Source organism: Chitinophaga sp. ARDCPP14, from assembly GCF_051362515.1.
Lineage (GTDB): Bacteria > Bacteroidota > Bacteroidia > Chitinophagales > Chitinophagaceae > Chitinophaga.
In genome coordinates, this window is sequence record NZ_JBKIXB010000003.1 from 178,059 (window position 1) to 193,735 (window position 15,677).

Annotated in this window: 10 protein-coding genes; 2 read left to right on the forward strand and 8 right to left on the reverse strand. The window is 46.8% G+C overall.

Annotation, left to right across the window (positions count from 1 at the left end; genetic code table 11):
• Position 1: 1 nt before the first annotated feature.
• Both ACLHR0_RS09815 and ACLHR0_RS09820 read right to left on the reverse strand, forming a co-directional pair.
• On the reverse strand, positions 2-178 hold the full coding sequence (locus ACLHR0_RS09815; RefSeq protein ID WP_370913137.1) for a hypothetical protein: 177 nt from the start codon (positions 176-178) through the stop codon (positions 2-4).
• Positions 179-190: 12 nt separating this feature from the next.
• Entirely contained in the window at positions 191-2,668 is a 2,478-nt protein-coding gene (locus ACLHR0_RS09820) for a PIG-L family deacetylase (protein ID WP_436486198.1), read from the reverse strand.
• Between the two features lie 235 nt (positions 2,669-2,903).
• Here ACLHR0_RS09820 and ACLHR0_RS09825 point away from each other — a divergent pair, with 235 nt between their 5' ends.
• Positions 2,904-5,273: an ABC transporter permease gene (locus ACLHR0_RS09825; protein WP_436486200.1), complete on the forward strand. Its 2,370-nt coding sequence runs from the start codon at positions 2,904-2,906 to the stop codon at positions 5,271-5,273.
• A 103-nt stretch (positions 5,274-5,376) separates the two neighbouring features.
• On the opposite strand, the gene ACLHR0_RS09830 is transcribed toward ACLHR0_RS09825, so the two are convergent.
• The 5 genes from ACLHR0_RS09830 to ACLHR0_RS09850 all read right to left on the reverse strand — a co-directional run bounded on the left by ACLHR0_RS09830 (position 5,377) and on the right by ACLHR0_RS09850 (position 12,464).
• On the reverse strand, positions 5,377-6,822 hold the full coding sequence (locus tag ACLHR0_RS09830; protein ID WP_436486202.1) for a RagB/SusD family nutrient uptake outer membrane protein: 1,446 nt from the start codon (positions 6,820-6,822) through the stop codon (positions 5,377-5,379).
• A 7-nt stretch (positions 6,823-6,829) separates the two neighbouring features.
• Complete coding sequence (locus ACLHR0_RS09835; protein WP_429048057.1) at positions 6,830-10,036, reverse strand: SusC/RagA family TonB-linked outer membrane protein; 3,207 nt, start codon at positions 10,034-10,036, stop codon at positions 6,830-6,832.
• Between the two features lie 257 nt (positions 10,037-10,293).
• Positions 10,294-11,325: a FecR family protein gene (locus ACLHR0_RS09840; RefSeq protein WP_436486205.1), complete on the reverse strand. Its 1,032-nt coding sequence runs from the start codon at positions 11,323-11,325 to the stop codon at positions 10,294-10,296.
• A gap of 108 nt (positions 11,326-11,433) precedes the next feature.
• Entirely contained in the window at positions 11,434-12,000 is a 567-nt protein-coding gene (locus tag ACLHR0_RS09845; protein WP_370913143.1) for an RNA polymerase sigma-70 factor, read from the reverse strand.
• 134 nt (positions 12,001-12,134) lie between these two features.
• Positions 12,135-12,464 (reverse strand): DMT family protein, encoded by a 330-nt coding sequence (locus tag ACLHR0_RS09850; RefSeq protein ID WP_106531455.1) that lies wholly within the window; start codon positions 12,462-12,464, stop codon positions 12,135-12,137.
• A 459-nt stretch (positions 12,465-12,923) separates the two neighbouring features.
• Between ACLHR0_RS09850 and ACLHR0_RS09855 the strand changes: the two genes are divergently transcribed.
• On the forward strand, positions 12,924-15,365 hold the full coding sequence (locus ACLHR0_RS09855; RefSeq protein WP_436486208.1) for an ABC transporter permease: 2,442 nt from the start codon (positions 12,924-12,926) through the stop codon (positions 15,363-15,365).
• Between the two features lie 33 nt (positions 15,366-15,398).
• On the opposite strand, the gene ACLHR0_RS09860 is transcribed toward ACLHR0_RS09855, so the two are convergent.
• The gene (locus ACLHR0_RS09860; RefSeq protein WP_429048062.1) at positions 15,399-15,614 is read right to left on the reverse strand and encodes a helix-turn-helix transcriptional regulator; all 216 of its coding nucleotides are present in this window, start codon (positions 15,612-15,614) and stop codon (positions 15,399-15,401) included.
• Between the last annotated feature and the right edge of the window lie 63 nt (positions 15,615-15,677).

Sequence of the window (15,677 nt, forward strand, 5' to 3'; positions counted from 1 at the left end):
TTTAATCGTTTGAGTTGCTTTTAGTCCACATGCTGCTGGTCAACAATCCCAACGCAATACCGATGATCAATCCCACCTGCACGCGCTTGATGGTAAATCCGATCAGCAAACCGAGGATAATACAAAAGCCAGCGGCGATCTTCAGCCTGGGACGATTTTCTTGATGCTTCTTACTCATTGTCTTTCATCCCTATTTTACAGAAATCAGGTTTACAAATAAACGATAGGCGCCAGGTACGCCTGCAGGCAGCTGCCTGAAAAATGATAAGCCGGTGTACACATAGGCTCCTTTACCGTAATGAGCAACGAGGGTTGATCCATCGAGCGGTCCTTCCCCTTTGTCGTTCATGCTGAAAGGCTTATCATAAGCTTTGTCTGCATTAGCGGTGTAATACAAACCTCTTTCCTGTACCCAACCGTTAAAATCGGCGGCAGTAATTTCATTTGGATAATGCAGCACCGGATCTTTCGGGTTGTTAAATGTTACAGCGGCATTTTCATCCGTTACCCTGTCGCGCGACAATCCAAACGGATACGGTCCCAGGTTGCCTGTTACCAGCGGACCATTCACATTGTACTGGATCACCAGTTTGCCGCCGTTGTTTACGTATTCCATCAGCTTCGGCTGCCAGTATTTCATACGTGCGTTTACGTTATAAGCGCGCACTCCGGTGATGATGGCATCGTATTGCTGCAGGTTACCGCCCATAATATCTTTTTCACCCAGTTCGGTTACATCGTATCCAACCTGGCGGAGCGATGCTGCCACCATGTCGCCTGCACCGGGAATATACCCGAGGCGGTTGCCGTTATGTTTCAGGTTAACGGATACCAGCCTGGCCTGCGCTGGTGGAAACAGGGTGATCAGCGGAATATGATCATAGCGGATCTGCTGTAAGCTCTGCGTATATTCTTTACCGTTACAGGTCATTACAACCGTGAGGGTATCTGCATGATTTTCCGCTACGCCTTTAACGGGTTTGATATCAAACCGGAATTCCACCTCATCTCCTTTCTGTTTTAAGCTAAAGGGCTGGCTGTTGCCATCGGTGAAGCCGGCGGGCAATTGCAGACGTACAGTTCCCTGTACGTTATCAGCCATCGCGCGGAGCTTCACAGGTACCGACTGCGCTTTGGTATCTGTAAAAATATATACCTGGTTGCTGAGATCGGCTACTACCGGCGGCGCTATCACCAGCGGCTGATACAGCTCTCCCTTTACAGGGTCGGTATATTTATATTGTAAAGGCCGTGCAATGGTAAATGGTTGTCCGCCGATAGTCAGGTGGATTTGCGCCTGCAGTGCAGGAATATTTTCAGGATTGCCCACCAGCAGCGGATCATTGATGATGTAAGTACCTACCGGGTGCGCGTCTGCCAGCCAATAAGGCTGCGACTCCGGCGTGCCGGCGGGTACCTGCATTGTTTTGGAGATGCTGGTGAATTTATTAAAGGCCAGTGGTTGCTGATCGCCTGCATTGGTATTGCCGGGCAGATCAATCTTATCCAGCGTTATTTTTACCGGTCCCCTGTTGATCAGTTGCACGGTGGCTTCCATATTGGTTCCGGGCACTACGGTAGGTGAAGTGCTGTAGGCTTCTGCCCACAGGCCTGCGCATGCGTAGATCAGTTGCTCGGTTTCTTTCAGCTTCAGATCACGCCAGTACCCTTCCGGTAATGAGCGGATGGCGCTGCGTATTTCCAGCAGGGCGGGCACGGAGGCCGCAGGATCTTCCATATTGTAGGCCGCGAGGGCGGCGTCTACCAGGGCGCCTACTTTGTTGCCGCCGGGAATCCTTGTCCAGCTGGTATTGATATCGTCGAGTAAACTGTTTTTGGGTGTGTTGCCTTTAATCGTCAGGAAATATTCCTGCGAGCTGCCCCTGGCTGCCGCAACGCCAAATCCCTGGCTTTTGTGCTGGGAGCGGCTTTCGGCGGCAATCTCACCAAAGCCTTTTCCAAGCAATGGATTATAGGCGCCTACATCTATTTTAAACTGATCGTCGGAGGTAGTGTTGACATTACCGAAGCTAAAGGTATTCCAGAGGATCCGTTTGGCCTGCCAGGGTTTTACCCGTGTCAGCTGTTCGGGAAAGCGTTTGGGATCGGCTGCGGCGCTATAGGCTTCCTCCGCCAGCATGGCCGAAGCGGTATGATGTCCGTGTCCGGCGCGACTGTCGGCCGGGAAGCGGCAAATGATCACATCCGGTTGAAATTTGCGGATCATATATACTACATCTCCCAGGATCTGTTCCCTGTTCCAGATGGTAAATGTTTCCTGTGGATTTTTGGAGAAGCCGAAGTCCTGTGCACGGGTAAAAAATTGTTCTGCACCATCGATGCGGCGTGCCGCCAGCAGTTCCTGTGTACGGATCAGGCCCAGTAACTCGGACTGTTCATTGCCGACCAGGTTTTGCCCGCCATCACCGCGGGTGAGCGACAGGTAGCCGGTGCGATATAGTTTTTCCTTTGCCAGGTAACCGAGCAAACGGGTGTTTTCGTCGTCAGGATGGGCGGCAATGTACAATACGCTTCCAAGCGTATCTAACTTTTTCAATTGCAGTTTTATGTCGGCTGCGTTCCATACAGGCGAAGGCTGTGCCAATGCGGGTAAACCCAATGCTGCCAATAAAATTATAACCAGTGCGGTAGATCGTCTTATAAACATTTGTTGGTACGTGAATTTACAGATGGCCAAAAGTAATAATTAATTAGTGGGACGGGAAGATAAATATGATGAACGTAGCAGAACGCAGGATCGCAGTATCTTCAATACATATACGAACAGTAGCTGTATCAAAACCGAACAATTTAAATATATTCTAAATATACATTCTTTTGGTTTATAGTGGTCCCGGTCAGTGGCATCTCCTTTGGGCAACACGAACCACATATTCTCTGCTATGATAAAAAACTACCTGAAGGTTGCCTGGCGTAATCTGATCAAAGACCGCCGGTTTGCTTATCTCAATTTAATTGGTTTATCTACGGGGCTTGCATGTGCGCTCCTGATCTATGTTTGGGTACAGGATGAACTGAGTATCGACAAATTTCATAAAAACGACGCCACCCTTTTCCAGGTATTGGAAAACAGAGTACAGGCGAGCGGTATCTGGACGGCGAAATCCTCTCCTGTACCAATGCCCGAAGCGCTGAAAAAAGACATGCCCGAAGTGGAGTATGCCGCCTATGTCTCTCCCGTGAGACAATCCACACTTTCTGTAAAAGATGATGTTGGCATAAAGACCAAGGGTAAATATGCGGACAAGGATTTTTTCAATATGTTCTCTTTTGATCTGATGGAAGGAAATCCAAACCAGGTGCTGGCTGATCCAACAGCTATTGTGCTATCTGATGTTATCGCCACAAAATTGTTTGGTACCACCGAAAATGTGATCGGCAAAACGGTCGACTTCCAGCATGAGCAAAAATTTGTTGTTTCTGGTGTGTTTAAAGCACCTGATCAACATTCATCGGAACAGTTTGATTTTGTTTTACCTGTCCGCATGCTGAAGATGATAAAGGAAAACGCTGATGAATGGGGCAATACAGGATACTACACGTTTATAACGCTAAAACCAGGCACCAACATCAACAAGTTCAATGCTAAAATCGCCAACTACATTAAGCTTAAAACGAACAATGAGATTACCTACCGCACGCCATTCATTCAGCGTTATTCAGAGAATTATTTGTATGGCCGCTTTGAGAACGGTATCCAGGTGGGAGGCCGGATAGATTATGTACGGCTGTTTTCCATTATCGCCATTTTTATACTGGTAATTGCCTGCATCAATTTTATGAACCTCTCTACTGCAAAGGCAGCCGGAAGGGCAAAGGAAGTAGGCATCAAAAAAGCGATGGGCGCCGGCCGGGGTGTACTTATGCTGCAATACCTCGGGGAATCTATGGTAATGGCTTTTGCATCGCTGCTGATGGCCATTTTACTTGTGTTCCTGTTGCTGCCGGTTTTCAACAATCTTACAGGGAAACAACTCTCGTTGTTCCATTTTGATACCGCACTGATATTATCAGGACTCGGCATTACATTCTTTACCGGTTTAGTGGCAGGTAGCTATCCTGCGTTTCATCTTTCAGGGTTTAAGCCTGCTGCCGTGCTGAAAGGAAAGATCAATGGTTCTGTGGGGGAACTGCTGATCAGGAAAGGATTGGTGGTGTTTCAATTTTCCCTCTCCATTGTACTGATCGTTGCGGTGTTGGTGGTGTACCGGCAGATCAGCTTTATCCAGACAAAAAATCTGGGTTACGACAGGGACCATGTAATTACGTTCGCGAAAGAGGGAAAACTGTCACGGAATGAGGTAAGTGAACGTTTTCTTGCAGAGGTGAAAGATATACCGGGAGTAAAAATTGCTTCTGGTATGGGGCATGGATTAACCGGTCATAGCAGCGGTACCTCCGATGTAGTATGGGAAGGAAAGGATCTGAAAGATGAAACCGAATTTGAAGTGGTGGATGTAAATTATGACCTGCTGAAAACGCTGGACATTAAGATAAAAGAAGGCCGGGATTTTTCACGCGACTTTGGCGCTGACACCTCCATGATCATCTTTAATGAAGCCGCCATAAAATTCATGGGGATGAAAGACCCTGTTGGAAAATCCGTTAAACTGTGGGGTAAGGATATGCGGATTGGAGGAGTTGTGAAGGATTTTCATTTTGAATCCCTGCACGAAGAGGTAAAGCCCTTGTTTTTTGAGCTGTCTCCGGAAAATGCCAACCGGTTTATGATTAAAGTAGAGACAGGCCGGGAGAAAGCAGTGATTGCCAGATTACAGGAAATGTACCTGCAAATGAACCCGGGGTTCTCTTTTGATTACAAGTTCCTGGATGAAAGATACCAGACCTTATATGCCGCAGAAAACCAGATCTCCCGGTTGTCCAGGTACTTTGCCGGTCTTGCTATTCTCATTTCCTGTCTTGGTTTATTCGGACTGGCCGCCTTTACAGCGCAGCGGAGAAATAAAGAAATCGGCATCCGGAAAGTACTGGGCGCCACTGTAGGTACTATTGTGATGATGTTGTCGAAAGATTTCCTGCGACTTGTATTGATCGCTATGCTGATTGCTTTCCCGGTGGCCTGGTGGGCTACCACGCAGTGGCTGAAAGGGTTTGCCTATAGTATCCGTATAGACGCGGGGATATTTGTAGTAGCGGGTATTTCCATTATCCTGCTCACCTTCCTGACCATCAGTTTTCAATCGGTAAAGGCTGCATTGGCTAACCCCGTGAAGAGTTTGAAGTCAGAATAAATAGAAAAGTCCCGGTGAGAACCACCGGGACTTTATTTCTTCATAAGCAAAAATCCAACCAGCTCGTAAGCAAAAACCAATTATTAACAAAGGCGGTTTAGATTTAATTGTAACCTTCGTTCTGCTGGTTGCGTATGTTGGGGTTAGCATCCAGTTCTCTTTGTGGTATGGGCAATATTACTTTCGTACTAGGCCACGCTACCGGTATCGTTTTGTCACTCGCCAGGTATTTGGTGAATGAACGTTTTGTTCTGATTAAGTCAAACAGCCGGTGTCCCTCAAAGGCCAGTTCCTTTCTTCTTTCCAACAGGATTGCGTCCAGGAGTGCAGGTCCGGTAACGGTTACCGGCGGTGCATTATGGTCGGCGCGTTGAGCCACCAGTTGCAGGTCAGCCTGTGCTTCCGCGGTGCTTCCAAGGTGTGCAGCGGCTTCTGCACGGATCAGGTATAATTCTGCCAGCCGCATCACTTTAATACTTTCTGTGAATGTGCTCACATCTTTGTATTTGGTGATGATGTTTGCCGGGTCTTCGCCACCGTTGCCGGCGCGTTTGCCTTTCAGCAGAAAGTCCCTTCTTACATCTGTTGCCTGGTAGATATTGTAGATGTTATTCGTTGCGAGTACATCACCATATCCATCCTGGCTGAACATATAACTTAAACCATCTGTGTTCCGGTTATCTACCGGGGTATTGATGATTTCAAAAACGGTTTCATTGTTATTGGTGATCTTAAAATCGCTCACCAGTTCTTCGTTGGGCAGCAGTGCGTATTTGTTGGACCGGATCACTGCATCCGCATAAGTTGCAGCGCCCTGCCAGTCTTCTTTATACAACAATATCCTCGACAACAGCGCCCTGGCGGAATACACATTAATACGTCCGGAAGAGAAAGCCGTGCTTTTGCTTTCTTCAAACCTGCTGATCGCCGTGGTAAGGTCGCGGATGATCTGCGCATACGTATCTTTCATACTACTGCGTGAAGGCGACTGCACGGAATCCACGTTGGTGATGGTCACAATGGGAATCCCCATGTGCGTGGCCCCGGGCGTATAGTTATAAGGCTGCGCAAACATGCGCGATATATCAAAGAACACCTGTGCCCGCAATGCGTAAGCTTCCGCTACAATCTGTTTTGCCTCTGCGCTGTCTGCCGCCGATGGTAACAGGGAGATGTTGGGTCCCTTCATAATTACCATATTGGCATTGGCTACTACGGCGTATAACTGGTTCCATGAATCGGTGGTATACTGGTCGTTGGCAGTAACAATGTACTGGTCCTGGTTACGATACCGGTTGCTGTTGATGACGCTGATAAATCCATTGTCGGACCGGAGATCAGGCAGCAGCGGCATGGTGCGTCCGTAATAATTTTCATTCTGCATCAGCGAATACACGCCGTTGATGGCTGCCCGCAGTCCGGGCAGATCGGTAATAGCGCGACCGGTTTCTGTTGACTGATCCGGCTTCTGATCAAGGAAATCCTTGCTGCAGGCGCCGAGTAAGCCAGCCAGTAACAGGAGTACGCCGTATGTATATTTCTTTTGCATGAATACCTTAAAAATTTACATCCAACCCTACCAGGAAGGTTTTAAATACCGGCGGACGCTGATCATAATCTCCTGTTACCGGTACTTCCGGGTCCATTGTGAGATACTTATCTTTTACATACGTCCATAAATTATTGCCGCGTACATATATTTTCACTTCGTTGATATTGGCTTTCTTCAACCAGTCTTGCGGCAGGTTGTAAGCGAGCATCACGTCCCTCAGCCGGATAAAGCTGCCGTCGTACAGGAACCGGGATGAGCTCTGGTTGCTTAAACCGGATTGTGTGCCACCGAATACTACCTTGGGTACGTTGGTGATATCGCCGGGTTTCTGCCAGCGGTTTTCATAGATGAGGCGCGACATTTTTGCGCCTCCGCCAAATCCACCACTGCCATCTGATTCTGTGAATGTTCCCCAGTTGTCGTATACTTTGTTTCCCCAGTTATAAAAGAACTGGAAGCTGAAATCAAATCCTTTGTAGCTGAAATAATTGGTAAGGCCGCCATAAAATTTTGGCAGGGCGCTTCCCTGGTTAAACCTTTGTGCTTCGCCGTAAGATTTGGTGGTAGCGGTTTTAGACGCATCTTTATACCACAGTGCTTCACCGGTTTGCGGATCCGCCCCTGCGAATCCTGCGAGAAAAAACTGGTAGAAATCTGTTCCCACTTCTCGTTTATACGGGATGCCGGTAATTGGATTATCCAGCCGGGTAATTTTATTATTCAGCGTTGAGATGTTGGCATCTGTACGCCATGAGAATTCATTTTCATTTTTTGCGATGATGTTGCGGGAAGAAAGGGATATTTCCCAGCCGCTGTTTTTCATCTCTCCATTATTTCTGAAAACAGTAGTAATACCATTTGCAGAAGATACCGGTACATTGAGCAGTAACCTTGAAGTGGTTCTGTTATAGTATTCCACCGAACCGGACAACCTGTTTTTAAGCAGGGCAAAATCCAGTCCTATATTAAATGGCCTGTTCTGTTCCCATGTAAGGAAAGGATTGGGATATTGCGTGAGCACATACCCCGGTTTCCCATCATAATCATTTGCCGGACTATACAGCGACAATGAAGCATAATTATCAATAGCCTGGTTTCCGTTGCTGCCGTAGCTGGCTCTTATCTTTAATTCGTTAATGACGTTTACATTCCGGAGGAATGGTTCCCGGTAGATATTCCACGCGGTTCCAATGGACCAGAATGCGGCACTTCTTTTCTGACGGCCGAACCTGGAAGAGGCGTCTCTCCGGATGGAGGCGGTCAGATAATATTTCTGCTGGTAATCGTAGCTGTTATTCAGAAACAATCCTGTTAATGAATTTGCGTTGGATACAGAGGATACACTTTCCGGTTTGGAAGCATCGGCCAGCAGCTGCAGGTCGGGCAGCAGGTTGGAGGCTGCTGAGGAGTTACCGCTGTTGGTTGTTTTCTGTGCTTCGTATCCTACAAAAGTATTGATTCCGTGGTAACCCCATCTCCTGTTGAACCGCAGGATATTTGTAGATACCCAGTTGTTCCACAGGTTGTTGTTTACCGATACCCAGCCATTGGTATTTCTTCCGTCGCCAAATCCCGGTGCAAAAAATGAATTGCTGCGGGCGTAGTTCAGGTCGAGGCTGATCTTCGTTTCAAAGGAAAGAAAATCAGTGAATGCGTATTTGGCGCCGGCCCCGCCGAGCAGGCCATAGATGGTACCTGTGCGGGTATCGCCATTCAGTACTGCCACCGGGTTAAAGGTGTTGTTGTAGCTGAAGTCGTAGCTGCCATCGGCGTTATAAATTTTCAGCCAGGGTTGCAGGCGGACGAGTGAGCGTACCGGGTTAGCCATCAGTCCTACATCTCCTACTGCGTTTGCACGCTGGTAGGATAACGACAGGTTAACGTCGAATGATAGGCGGTTGGTGGCCTGGTTGCTCAGGTTGAGCTTACCCGTCATACGTTTATAGTCCACTCCTTTCAGGGCTGATTTGGAATCATATAAGCCGCCGGAAACATAAAATTTTGTTTTATTACTTCCGCCTGCGGCAGATAGATTGGCTTGTGTATAGCCTCCATGGCGGGTTAGCACATCGATCCAGTTGGTATTAACGGTTGTATCCACGCCACGTGCGCGGAGTTCCCGTTGAAAACCGGCTTCCCCTGTGCCATCTGCTTTGTGCGCCCATCCTTCGCGGAGGAGTTCCATCATCTCGTTGGTATTGAGCGGATAGTTGGCCTGCGGAATGGTGAGCTGGTTGCTGCCTCTTTGTATGGTTGCGCCGATCTTTGTTCTGCCCTGGCTGCCGGTTTTCGTCGTAATCAGTATTACGCCGTTGGCAGCGCGGGAGCCATAGATCGACGCAGAAGCTGCATCTTTCAAAACAGAGATAGAAGCGATATCTGCGCTGTTAATTCCTGCCAGGGAATTAACATTATAATCGGTGAGGTTGTCTGTTACCACAGGCGTGCCGTCTACCACGTAAAGTGGCGAGCTGCCTGCGGTAATAGAGCCTATACCACGTATGTGAATACTGGGTATGGATCCGGGCTGGCCGGAACCATTGGTAGATTGTAAGCCGGGTACATTGCCTTGTAAGCTTTCCTGGAAGCTGCTACGGGGCGCTTTATCATACAATGAAGCACTTACCATAGTAGCTGAACCTGTCAAAGAACTTTTTGTTTGCACGCTATAAGCTACTACCACTACTTCGTTCAATCCTTTGGAATCGTCTTTCAGCATGATGTTGAGATGAGCCGTGTTGTTTACCGTCACCCGCTGTTCTTCATAACCAATGAAAGAACAGATCAACGTTGCTGAGGAAGGCGCTTCCATGTGGAATGCTCCGTTCTCATCTGTAGTAGTTCCCTTATTAAGACCTGCAATACGCAAACTCACACCTGGCAACGGATGTCCGAAAACATCTGTTACCGTTCCGTTGATACTGACATTCCTGATCTCTTTGTTTTCCGGTGCAATAGCCACCAGGGTGGCAGAAAGCTGTTTAAACGTGAGGCCGGTGTTTTTCAGTATCTTCTTTAAGATATCTTCTGTCAAAGCATTGGTTTCATTCACCGACACTTTTTTGCCTGCGGGAATAAGATCGTTGCGGTAAACAAAACGGTAACCGCTTTTCTTTTCGATCATCTTCAGCAGCCGTGTCAATGGCAATGAATCTGCTTTGATGGAAATGCGCCGGTCCTGTTGACCGAAGACATTCCCAGTTATTTGCAAACAGGTAATAAGAATAATAAAGGACACCAGTTTCATTATCAGTACAACTTTTCCCTATGTTTTTAGACGCAAAAGGATTACATAATGTATGATTTTTTTCCATACATTTAGGTTGTAAAAGGTCATAAAACTACGACAGGACTACATTGCCAAGTGAAGCTAACTGCCGTTTGATCTCAACAAAAGGGGTAAATGTTTGCAGCATTTGCCCTTTTTTTTATATGAGAGGTATCGATTTTCTGTTGACTTCCACCCCTTTACTGGGTAATAAATACTTCATTGCTTACTATTCTGCAATGAAATGATGTTGTAACCTTCAGCGCTTCCAGTACTTCTGAAAACGATTCATTTTTAAAAGTAGCGGTGAAATGGTATTGTTTTAATTTGTTACCGTTGAGATGGATTTTGATACCATACCAACGTTCCATTTTCAGCGCAATATCTTCGAAGTTATCATTGTCGAATACGAGGTAGTTGTCGCACCAGGCGGTTTCCGCCACCATGCTGTCCTGCGTGTTACTATGAATATTTTCCACCTTGTAGCCTGCCACCAGGTTGGGTTGTGTCAATTTATCTGCCGGTGCGTGTTGTAAGATGATCTTTTGGTTAGGCGTTAGTTTCACATTCCTTTCCATGCCGTCATTCAAGATTACTTCTACGGCGCCGGTGATCAGTGTAGCTTCTGTGGTTTGATCCCCTGTATATGCTTTTACATTAAAAGAGGTGCCCAGTACTTTGATATCCATCCTGGAAGTGTGGATAGAAAAGGGTTTGGCTGCATTCTTCGCTACATCAAAAAACGCTTCTCCTTCTAAAGTAACCTCCCGGTTTTCCAGGTTGTTCATATCAGGATTATAGGTTAAACGGCTGCCACCATTGAGCCATACTTCTGTTCCGTCCGGCAGCTGTGCCCTGGAGCGGGAACCATCGCGGGTATAAATGGCCGCCATAGCTGCTTTACCGGCTTTTTGCGGATATTTTATTGATAAGAGATAGATACAATAGCCTCCCAGCATCACTACCAGTACAGAAAGCACGGCCACCCATTTGCGGAAGTTCCTTTTGACTTTCTTAACGGGTAATTCCTCCTGCGGAAACTCCTCTTCCATTCTCACGAGGTGTTTTTCCAATGCAAGCCCGGTCCTGGTTTCCCATTCCTTATTGCCGGCCGGTTGGGGCCAGTTGCTTAATACAGATAATTTATATCTCAGATCCGGATCTTTCTGCAATGATGCTTCCAGTTCACGCAACTCCTCCATCGTGGCCTCGCCCGATACTTTCCTTCCCATCAAAAGCCATATTCTTTCCTGTTCCATGTGTATGATACAAAAGCATGATTATATAGAAGGACAAGTAAATTGCAAGAATCTACTACTCCACCTAAAAAAAAAATTAAATTATTTTGTTTTGATAAAGGAGAGGTTAATTACCTCGCTGATTTTTTTGAGTGCCTGGGCCATGTGAACATCAATGGTGTTCACAGAAATATCGAGGATCTGGGCTACCTCTTTATATTTAAGGCCATCTTCGCGGATCAGTTTAAAGATCATCTTCCTTTTGGGTGGGAGTGCGTTTACGGCGGCTTCTATCCTTTTTACCATTTCCCCGGAAATGAAGATCTGTTCCGGCGTGGCGTAACTGACGCTGATATCCACTGCCACTTCATCGAGACTGAAATGTTGCGTGCGGGCTTCCTTATTTAAGTAGTTGAGGGCAATATTTTTGGTAGATACATAGAGGTATACCCGGAGGTTATCTACCTGGAGCAGACGTTCGCGCTGCTTCCAGACGTTCATAAACACATCTGACGCAATTTCTTCCGCAGACTCCCAGGATTTCACAATAGAAAAGGCAAACTGACTCAATGGTTTGTAAAACAACCTGAACAATGCTTTATAAGCCTGTTCATCCCCAAGAGATGCCACCCGTTCCACCAGTAGCTGTATATTAGCTTCTTCCCTCAATGATTTGGTTTTTGGTTGAAAGTTGATCCCTAAAGATAATACAGATTTTTTCTTAATTTGATCTTGTCTAACATCTTTTTTTATATAATATGAATTGATCCTAAAGCATATAAGCCCGCTGCTTTAATACCGCGCTACTTTTTAAACATAAAATACACGGCGCCGATGAGAAAGAAAAACGAAACCAGGTAGTTCCATCTCAGGGGTTCCTTGAGAAAAGTGACGGCAAAAATGCTGAAAACGGTGAGGGTAATGACTTCCTGGATGGTTTTAAGCTGGAAGCCGCTGAACCCCTCCTGTGCGCCGTAGCGGTTGGCTGGCACCATAAAACAATACTCAAAGAAGGCAATGCCCCAGCTGATAAGGATTACTTTCCAGAGGGCAACATCCTGGTGTTTGAGGTGGCCGTACCAGGCGAAAGTCATGAAGGTATTGGAGATGGTGAGCAAAATAATAGTGCGCATGCGTGATTCAAAGTTTGTCCAAATCTATAATTTTGTAAAATAATATCCCGATTATTTGTTCACCTGTATTGGTATCTCAGGGCGGGACCTGTAAACCTTAAACAGGATTATCTGACAAAAGTGTAAACCTATTTCAGGACGATGCCACCGGCATAGTGTATTGGGAGTGTATGGGAAGTGTATCATGAGTGTATCATGAGTGTATAGGGAGTGTATGGGAAGTGTATGGGGACTATATGGGGAGTACGACACATACGCTACTCCTAAGTATCCGAGAAGTATTGGAGATGTATCGGAGAAGTATCCCAGAAGTAACAGCTGTATCATACCGGCGCCCGGATCCGGACTGCTTCTGTTCAGAAGCGGACAGTAAAGGATCTTTATCGATTTGATAATCAAATCAATATAAAAAGGCATGTTTTTGGGCGATAGTTACCCGCAAAAAGCCAATTGGTCAGTATGTTCAAAAATTATCTGAAAGTTGCCTGTCGAAATCTGCTAAGAAACAGGACCTTCTCCTTTATCAACCTCACTGGTCTGGCCGTGGGATTGGGTTGCTTTTTGTTGATTGCACTGTATGTGCTGGACGAATTGAGCTACGACCGTTACTACAATAAAGCAGGAGATATTTACCGTATCAACGCGGATGTTCGTTGGGGTGGCCAGGAGCTTCGGGTGGCTGAGACTTCAGATATGATGGGCCCTATTCTCAAAGAGGATTATGCGCAGATACAGGAATACACCCGGATTTACTCCCACAGTGGCGACACGAAGCTGATCAGGAAAGGGAGCGAATACATCACCGAAACACGTACGGCTTATGTCGATTCAACCTTCTTCAACGTCTTTGCATTCCCGGCGCTGGAAGGCGATACCCGGACTGCGTTGAATGTCCCCTATGCTGTGGTGATGACGGCATCGGCCGCGGCCCGCTATTTCGGATCGGCCAACAATGCCATCGGGAAAACGATCGAAGTCCAGGACGGCGGTAAAGACGTTCCCTATAAAGTGACTGCCGTGATCGCGAATATACCGGGCAATACCCACTTCCATTTTGACCTGTTGTTCTCCATGCAAAGCCTCGATTACAAATGGGGACAGATAGGCAATGTCAATTTTCACACTTACCTCCTCCTCAAACCTGGCACCGATTACAAGGCTTTTGAAAAAAAGTTTCCCGCTTATATTAAGAAACATCTTATTCCGGCCATGAAGGATTTTCAGATCTACAGTATGGCAGACCTGGAAAAATCGGGGAACGGATTCCGCTTTTCACTCATTCCTGTAACACAAATACATCTGTATTCCGACAGACAGGGCGGTGAAGAATTGAGCCCGCCCGGCAGTGTTCAATATGTCGCCATTTTTTCTGCCGTAGCGTTGTTCATCCTGCTTATTGCCGTCGTCAACTTTATGAACCTGACAACGGCGCGATCCGCCGGCAGGGCGCGGGAAGTGGGCGTCCGTAAGGCATTAGGAACCGCACGCGGGGAGCTGGTGATGCAGTTCCTGACGGAATCCACCCTGATGGTGTTCCTGTCGTTATTGATTGGTATCGGGATCGCCTTCCTGGCGCTGCCCCTTTTCAATTCATTGTCTGGCAAAACAATGACCCTGGCCAGTCTTTTTTCGCCGGTGATTCTCCCATTGCTGATTGCATTGCCTTTTGCGGTGAGTTTGCTGGCAGGAAGCTATCCCGCTTTTTTCCTGTCTGGCTTTAAACCTATCGAAGTATTAAAAGGTCAGTTGAAGGCGGGTACAAAAAGTGGATGGCTCCGGAGCACCCTGGTTGTCGTGCAGTTTACCATTTCAATTGTGCTGATCATTGCTACAATCGTCGTGTTCAGGCAGCTGCGTTATATTCAGACACGCGACCTTGGATTTAATAAGGAGCAGGTATTGATTATTGATGGTGTTGATGCGCTGGGCAATAATGCGGATGTTTTTAAGAGGGAAGTGACGCAATTGTCCGGCGTGAAAGCAGGAACACTGAGTGCCTTTTTACCGGTTTCCAAATCGGCCCGCAATGTATATAATGTCTTCAAAGACCCTGTTCAAACCGCATCAAATAGTTTCAATGTAGAAACCTGGGCGATCGATGACGGATACTTTTCTACCATAGGCATCAAGGTCTTAAAGGGAAGGAACTTTTCCCCCGGTTTCACCACTGATTCGTCGGCTGTTATCATCAACGAGGCGGCTGCGCGGATTTTAGGCTACGCCGATCCGGTTGGAAAGAATATATATACCTTCAACGATGCCGGAAAGCCAACCACTTACCCGGTCATAGGTGTAGTAAAGAATTTTAATTTTGAAACATTACACCATGAGGTCCGCCCGCTCATGTTCACCTTGCAAAGAAGCACAGGCCTCGCCTCTTTTAAAGTAAATACTTCGCTTATTGCCCCGCTGATCGGAGAGGTCCGGGACAAATGGGCTGCACTGGCGCCTGGCATACCTTTTAGCTTCCGGTTCCTGGATGATTCTTTTAACGAGATGTACCAATCCGAACAACAGGTCGGGAAGATTGCCACTATCTTTTCGGTATTGGCTATATTGATCTCCTGCCTCGGTATGTTCGGGCTGGCGACTTTTGTGGCTGAACAAAGAACAAAGGAGATGGGAATCCGCAAGGTATTGGGGGCAAGCATACAGGGAATTGTCCGTTTGCTTTCGGCAGATTTTATAAAGCTGGTGGCCATCGCCTTCGTTATTGCCACTCCTTTCTCCTGGTGGATCATGCGTAAATGGCTGCAGGACTTTGTTTACCGGGTAAACTTCAGTTGGTGGATTTTCCTGGCAGCGGGTTTGGCCGCCTTGCTGATTGCATTGGTTACGGTGAGTTTTCAGGCGATCCGGGCAGCGCTGGCGAATCCTGTCAGGAGCCTCAGAATGGACTGAATTTTATTGTGAAGGAGGTCAGATCTGTTAAAATCAGGAATGTTTCTTTGTACTAACCAATAGCTCCCGTACGTCTACATCTAATGCAGCGGCGATTTCAAATAAGGTTTCTATCCCTGGTTGAACAGTATTAGTACACCATTTGGACACGCTTCCAATAGAAACACCCAGTTGTTCTGCCAACCAATTATTAGTTTTTCCCTGTTCTACTATTACTATTTTAATCCGGTTAAATATTTTTTTAGACATAAATAGGTGCTTTCAGAACTATAAATAGCAAAATAGCAATTATTTATTAACTGAATAACAACA